At 50.3% G+C, this 6364-nt stretch carries 9 protein-coding genes; 4 read left to right on the top strand and 5 right to left on the bottom strand.

What is annotated here, in order from left to right; genetic code table 11:
* From ACP5D0_RS09640 to ACP5D0_RS09655, 4 genes are all read left to right on the top strand, one after another.
* A partial coding sequence (locus ACP5D0_RS09640) for a thiamine pyrophosphate-dependent enzyme (protein ID WP_472365556.1) occupies positions 1-503 on the top strand: 503 nt, incomplete at its 5' end.
* Positions 500-1015: a hypothetical protein gene (locus ACP5D0_RS09645; RefSeq protein ID WP_472365557.1), complete on the top strand. Its 516-nt coding sequence runs from the start codon at positions 500-502 to the stop codon at positions 1013-1015. The genes ACP5D0_RS09640 and ACP5D0_RS09645, both read left to right, overlap by 4 nt.
* A 12-nt stretch (positions 1016-1027) precedes the next feature.
* Positions 1028-1423 carry an HIRAN domain-containing protein gene (locus tag ACP5D0_RS09650; RefSeq protein ID WP_472365558.1) on the top strand — a complete coding sequence of 132 codons (396 nt, stop codon included), beginning with the start codon at positions 1028-1030 and terminating at the stop codon, positions 1421-1423.
* A gap of 164 nt (positions 1424-1587) precedes the next feature.
* Complete coding sequence (locus tag ACP5D0_RS09655; protein ID WP_472365559.1) at positions 1588-2481, top strand: 3'-5' exonuclease; 894 nt, start codon at positions 1588-1590, stop codon at positions 2479-2481.
* A 38-nt stretch (positions 2482-2519) separates the two neighbouring features.
* Here the strand turns inward: ACP5D0_RS09655 and ACP5D0_RS09660 are convergent, their stop codons facing one another.
* The 5 genes from ACP5D0_RS09660 to ACP5D0_RS09680 all read right to left on the bottom strand — a co-directional run bounded on the left by ACP5D0_RS09660 (position 2520) and on the right by ACP5D0_RS09680 (position 6098).
* Positions 2520-3767 carry a GGDEF domain-containing protein gene (locus ACP5D0_RS09660; RefSeq protein WP_472365560.1) on the bottom strand — a complete coding sequence of 416 codons (1248 nt, stop codon included), beginning with the start codon at positions 3765-3767 and terminating at the stop codon, positions 2520-2522.
* A gap of 107 nt (positions 3768-3874) precedes the next feature.
* Positions 3875-4741, bottom strand: a complete 867-nt coding sequence (locus ACP5D0_RS09665; protein ID WP_472365561.1) for a copper resistance protein NlpE N-terminal domain-containing protein — start codon at positions 4739-4741, stop codon at positions 3875-3877.
* 292 nt (positions 4742-5033) lie between these two features.
* A complete protein-coding gene (locus ACP5D0_RS09670) occupies positions 5034-5339 on the bottom strand; it encodes a hypothetical protein (RefSeq protein WP_472365562.1) in 306 nt (101 codons plus the stop codon).
* 217 nt (positions 5340-5556) lie between these two features.
* Positions 5557-5865: a type II toxin-antitoxin system PemK/MazF family toxin gene (locus ACP5D0_RS09675; RefSeq protein ID WP_472365563.1), complete on the bottom strand. Its 309-nt coding sequence runs from the start codon at positions 5863-5865 to the stop codon at positions 5557-5559.
* On the bottom strand, positions 5859-6098 hold the full coding sequence (locus tag ACP5D0_RS09680; RefSeq protein ID WP_472365564.1) for an AbrB/MazE/SpoVT family DNA-binding domain-containing protein: 240 nt from the start codon (positions 6096-6098) through the stop codon (positions 5859-5861). The genes ACP5D0_RS09675 and ACP5D0_RS09680 overlap by 7 nt, the downstream gene beginning before the upstream one ends.
* Positions 6099-6364 lie beyond the last annotated feature (266 nt).

Genomic DNA, 6364 nt, shown 5'->3' on the forward strand with positions numbered 1-6364 from the left:
TGACCTACATCGTCATGGACAACGAAGTCTATGGCATGACCAAAGGCCAACCGTCACCCACCACCGCGCCAGACTGGCACAGCAAGCTCGCACCCCACGGCACCGGCATTCGCTCTTTTAACCCATTGGGCATTGCATTGGCCTCGGGTGCCAGCTTTATTGCCCGTGGCTTTTCCGGCGACCCGAATGGTTTGAGCAAACTGATGGTGGACGCGATTCAGCACCAAGGCTTTTCCTTGATTGAAGTGAAAAGCCCCTGCGTGACCTTCCGTCCCGAAGAAAAAGAGTGGCAAAAACAGATGCGCCCCTTGAACATCAACCCCACCTCCGACCTCATCGAAGCCGCTCAGGCCATTCACAGCAGCGACGGTTTCGACACCGGCATCTTCTATCAGGCCGACTTACCGGTCTACCAAGGCGATGCCCAGCGGTTAGACACCGCCGACAGCCCAGCCGACCTGAGCGCACGGCTGACGTCTATTGAAGAGGAGCATCGCGTATGAGCACCCACTTGAAACATCATACCGCCGCCGAGCGTCCACATTTAAAAACCCATCACAAAACCCTCGCGTGGGTGTTGGCGGCGGTCAATGAGATGATTGAAGAATCCATTTACCACTGCCAGACATTTGCCCATGCGCTGCGCGCGCACCATAACTCAGCGGCCGCCGAGGTATTTGAATCGCTACTGCCGCACTTGAAAACCGAACAGCATTTCGTGCTGGACAAACTCAATGGCATGAAACTCCCCAGCATTCCGCCTTGGGAAATTCCCCACCCCGAGTACGAACACCCCGCAATGCATTTGTTCAATGCCCATTATGAAATGACTTCCGACCAGGCCTGGTCATTAGTGCAATCGCTGTTAAAAGTGCACAGCTGTTTTTACAATCATTTACAAGAATCACTGCAGCAAGACGAAATTCAACAGCTGCTGCACAGTCTGCAAAAACACGGCCAGGCCTGGCGAAATCAATGCGCCGCTCAATCAGCCAATGCAACACCCAACCGCTGAAGGCCGCCAGACTTGCTGTGGTCAAACAGGTTCAAACGACTGACGGAATGGTTTTTTCACCCCACTCTGACATGGGTTTTGCCGGTTAAAGGGGTGTATTTCTATGACACCGAAGCGGTGGAAAATCATGGTCTGCTGTTTTCCGGTGCGGAACTGACATTGCGCCACGAGCCAGACAATGAATACGACGCCAACGCGGTGCAAATTTGGTTAAACAGTCAACCGCCCTGTTTACTGGGCTATATTCCACGCACGCATTCACGCCGCATTGCACGGTACTTATCCCAAGCCGACCACTGCCACGCACACATTGAAACCGCATACCGCGAGTATCACCGCTTGCACCTAGACGCCCACATTCAACTGCGATTGCACTGGTGGGCACGCTTGAGCGCGGCTTGGCGGTGAAAAATCAGCACAACCAACACAGGCAACAAACCTTGCTACCCTTATGACAAAAACTTGCCTAAGCGAACACAGTTTGTCACAATGACCTGCAAACATCCGCCAATTCACACCCGCCTTTCAACTTCATTGCAGACCCTAACAGAGTGACTATGACCAGAGTGCCTATGACAACGGAACCTGAAACAAACGACACACTAGAACCCCTAGCGCAACAACTCGACGCCTCCAATGATTATCAAGTGTTGCGCCGTTTTCGCCCGGTCAACCAATACCATCCGCCGCAAGAGCCGCCTTATCACCAGGTGTGCCTTATCGACACCGAAACCACGGGGCTGGACACCAGCGCCTGCGAAATCATTGAACTGGGTTATCAGGTGGTGGAATTCGATTCGCACGGAAACTTCTATCGCGTATTACTCGCGAAAAACTTCCTCAACGAACCGGAAGGCGACATCAGCGCCGAAGTCACCCAAGTGACCGGCCTGACTCGGGAAGACGTGCAAGGCCATCGCATTCCGTGGCAAGAAGTTGAAGCCGATCTGGCGGAGGTGCCATTTTGTGTGGCGCACAATGCCGCTTTTGACCGTCCGGTGGTGGAGCGTTATCACCATTTGTTTGTCGATAAAGTCTGGGGCTGTTCCGCCAGTCAGATTGACTGGTTTCATCTCGCCAAGGTCAGTTCGCGCAGTCAGGAGTTTCTCTGCTGGAAAGTCGGCCAGTTTTTTTACGACGCCCACCGCGCACTGGATGATGTGCAGGCGCTGACGCATTTACTGAGCCAGCCGATCTCAGACGAGCGGCTTCCGGCGCTGCACTTTCTGCTGCAAGCCATCCGTCAGCAGAAAGTGCTGATTAAAGCCACCGGTGCGCCCTTTGAGCTGAAAGACGCCCTGCGCCAGCGCGGTTATCGTTGGCAAGTGACCGAACGCGTCTGGCAAAAAGTGTTTGAAGCCAGTCAGCAACAGGACGAAATCGCCTGGCTGATTGAAAACAACACCCCCAATGCCACCATCATCAAACTCAAAGCCACCGACACCTTCTCAGTGCGGGCGCAATAACCTCAATCGCTTCAATAGCTTAATAACCCGCCAACCCTTTAACCAGCAATCACCCGGTTGCGGCCGTTGTTTTTGGCCTCATACAGTTTCTGATCGACCCGTTCAATCAGCGCCTCCGGCGCTTCGTTCAGCCGCTGCACACTGACACCGACCGAGCACTGCACCTTAACGCTGTCGCCGCTGTTTTTTTCCGTCAATACCAGTTCGGATGTATTGTGACGAATCCGCTCGGCAATCTGTTGCGCGGCCGACAGGGTGCTTTGCGGCAACAGCACCATAAACTCTTCACCGCCCCAGCGCACGCAGATATCCTGTTCTCGTGTCGCCGCCTGCAACAGCTGCGCGACCTGCTTCAACACCTCATCGCCAAATAAATGGCCGTAGGCATCGTTTATCTGTTTGAAATGGTCAATGTCCACCATCATCAACGCCGTTTCGGTGTAATTGTGCAACACTGTGTCCAAGTGTTCCATCAAATAACGGCGATTGTACAGCTCGGTCAAAGGGTCAATATTGGACAACATCTGATCGGTAATGTCATGGCGAATCGCAATGTACTCCAACAGTTCACCCGCTTCATCGAAAAAAGGAATAATATCGGTTTTGGTCACAAACTCGCCGCCGTCTTTCGTGCGATTTTTAATCACCCCGGACCACTTGTGCCGCGTGTTCAAAGCGTGCCACATCTCTGCAAAAAAACCATCGGGCATCGCCTCATGCCGAAGAATCGCATGACTTCGCCCAATTAATTCACTGGACGCATAACCGCTGAGGGTACAATAGGCATCGGTCACATAGGTGATAATGCCTTGTGGATCGGTTTTGCTCATTGCCAAGTGCTCTTCAATTAACTTGGCGTGAAAGTGATAACGTCGATCCTGCAGCATTTTTTCACGGCTGTAGATTTTCAGGACTTCATAGAGATTGCGATCCATAATCTCGGACACGACTCGAATCTGTTGCACTTCGGCATCCGAAGCGTAAAGGGTGTCGATAACAATGTTTTTAAACCCGGTGCAATTGAGAAAAACGTCTTCCGAATGCATGTCGGAATTCAGAAAGGTTTCCACCAGCTTACGCATTGCTGGGCAATCTGGCTTTTGCCCTTTAATCTCCAGCATTTCCAGCAGGTAATCAAACACCGGTTCCGCCACGTCTTGCCGATACTGCACTGCCGACATCCGCAATGCCTGCAATATGGCCTGCAAAGCGTCCGATGTCAGCCACGCCTCCACAATGGTTTGACGGGCCGACTTCAGTATTCGGCAGACTGGACTCAGGCTCATAAGGCGTTCCTTACGGATAAGATTTCATCATGTGATTCATTTTGGCACTTTTTACCCCACAAGACCACTGAAAACCATCCAGTTTGACCGAAATCAAGGCGTCCGGGTTACGGCTGCAACGAATCGTCCGCCGTAAACGTCGCCAAAACCTGACCGGTAGCCCCCAGTAACATCAGCGCATCACCTGATAACTGTAGCATCTGGGTCTCTTGCAAGGCTTCCATAAACGGGGTTTCATAAGGCTCACCTTCGCACGCCATCCGCGTCATCCCAAGGCGCGCAAAATCCACCGCCCAAACCACAGCACCCTTTGCAAGCCCCGCACTCGAGCTGGCCTGGCTGAAATTCACTTCGCCAAAAAAACGATTGCAACCGCTGAACCCATAAACCCGTTCGGATTGGCTCAAGGCTTCTGACGTGTCGGCAGCGTCTGCCGACGCCATACCCGTCTCTTTGGCGGATTCAAAGAGGATGTAAAGTGGCCGCTCAAGCGCGGCTAAAGCTTGGCCGTTCAACTCCGTCAATCGCCAAGGGTGCGCGGTCACATCCGTCGCCATTGCCGATTTTTGCAGTTTGTACAAATCGGCTAAGGCGCCTTCAATCCGGTTGCCATTCGCGTCCAGCGACCAGAGTAAATTTTCACCCACAAAAAAAGCACGCCCCTGACCTTCCAGCGGCTGCAACTGAATCACCTGCCCGCCTTTATCCCAAGCAAAAGTGCCCGTTTCGGTGAACCAATCATCCGACCGACCGATGTAACGCATTTTCAAGCGATACTCGCCCTGCGGTTGCAAGATTAATTCCGTGTCAATCGCCTCACAGTCGGCACAGGGCAAACGCCCAATATAGCGCCCCGCCCAATCCAGCGCTTCTTGGCTGGAATCGGCATAAATGGGTTCAGAACCCCCAGATGAATTCGATCCCGAGCAGCCGCTCAACAGTAAAATCAGCCCAAATAAAACACCAATACGCACTCAAACACTCCTCTTTATCAAATTCACTCCGATGATTCGATTCACGCCGCCTATTTGTCAGAACTGAACGCTTTTGCCGATTTTTCCCAAGCCTTTTCAAGCTTATTATAGGCCTCGGAATAGCCTTTTTTTCATATTGTCCCACGCATTGGCGGCCGTGTGTTATCGATCTTCGCATTCCACTCGTCTAATTGTGCCTGTCGTTTTTGTCCGTATGCGTCTTTCATGCTCATGATTTATTCCCTGTTCGAACCGTCGAGCCCTGAGTCACCACCAGGCCTGGGCATTTGGTTTAATCCGAAGATTGCCCATACCAGTTGTAAAAGAAAATGATATGACCGCTCGCGTCAAATTTGAGCTGCAGCGCATTTTCCATGCAAACATCGCCATTGCGAACTCTGACGACCATGGCGGCCGCCTGACTTTCGGGATCAATGACCCGATCCGTATACTCAACCGTCATCTCAGATACCTGTGCAAAAAAGGCCTCATACACTTTGCGAATGCCTTCCCGATCCGTTTCCCGTTTCGTATTCCAAGGGTTAGCCGCATCCTCACCCACACCATGCACCACATGATCGAAGGTCTCTGCAAACAACTGCGAAACCGCCTCCGAAAGCGGTATGACTATGAATCTCCTTTGGAAAGGCTGAATGCAGAGATTTTAAAGCTGGGTGTTGCAGTTAATGGTTGAATTCAAGTCCCAAAATTTCTCGTTGTTGTTCTTTGGATGTCATCCTCGGATCTTGCAAGTCAATATTCATTTCCTGCCATCTTGTTTATTTTCTTCATGATTTGAAACTTAGCCCAGAAATTTAGGATAACATTTGAATTAAAGTATCGTGCCACGTCTCAAGTGGAATGGAACCCATTTTGTCTTTCAGACGCTTTTTATCAACGGTACGAACCTGGTCTAAAAGAATTCGACCTTTCTTGCCTTTAAAAACCACTTCTGGACGACAGCCTAATGGTTGGCTCTTTGATGTAATTGGCGCAATAATCACACGAGTCAAAACGGCATTCATATCATCGGGTGAAACAACTAAGCAAGGGCGTGTTTTTCGTATTTCAGTGCCTAATGCCGGGTCTAGCTCCACCCAATAAACATCACATCTGCTTACCATTCCCAGTCCTCTTGCTCACTCTCTAAATCCGCCATTTCCGATAAAGGTTCAACATCTTTACTTGGATCATAATTATCAAACCATCCTTTTCTGACTGAGTTGGCGGGTTTTAAAACTAAAGCACCGTCCTGGACACTCATTTCCACTTCATTGTCAATATGAATTTGTTCAATGATTGAAGATGGAATAATAATTCCACGGGAATTCCCTATTTTCCTTAGCTTTGTCTGCATTCTCACTGCCCCCAAGTAATAACATTGTTAAAACATATTGTATTCCAAGTGCCGTAATCAAACAATAGTAATAATTTCCTCACCTAATGCGTTTTTGAAGCTTAACTAGAATATTTACCTTCGGTTCTTCGATTCATGAATTTGTGCTGAAATTGCGCAGAACCTGTTTTCCCAAGGAAATTTTCGAAGAAGTGCCGTATCCACGATTACAACCGACTGAAACGAAGAACTCGGCTGCAGAGCCGAGAAAAAATATTGCTTGTGGA

The organism is Hydrogenovibrio sp. (assembly GCF_049975065.1).
Taxonomy (GTDB): Bacteria; Pseudomonadota; Gammaproteobacteria; order Thiomicrospirales; family Thiomicrospiraceae; genus Hydrogenovibrio.

Excerpts from the sequence above, each read along its gene's own strand:
- ACP5D0_RS09680 (WP_472365564.1), bottom strand. The coding sequence starts at position 6,098 with ATGCAGACAAAGCTAAGGAAAATAGGGAATTCCCGTGGAATTATTATT.
- ACP5D0_RS09645 (WP_472365557.1), top strand. The coding sequence starts at position 500 with ATGAGCACCCACTTGAAACATCATACCGCCGCCGAGCGTCCACATTTA.
- ACP5D0_RS09675 (WP_472365563.1), bottom strand. The coding sequence starts at position 5,865 with ATGGTAAGCAGATGTGATGTTTATTGGGTGGAGCTAGACCCGGCATTA.
- ACP5D0_RS09660 (WP_472365560.1), bottom strand. The coding sequence starts at position 3,767 with ATGAGCCTGAGTCCAGTCTGCCGAATACTGAAGTCGGCCCGTCAAACC.
- ACP5D0_RS09655 (WP_472365559.1), top strand. The coding sequence starts at position 1,588 with ATGACAACGGAACCTGAAACAAACGACACACTAGAACCCCTAGCGCAA.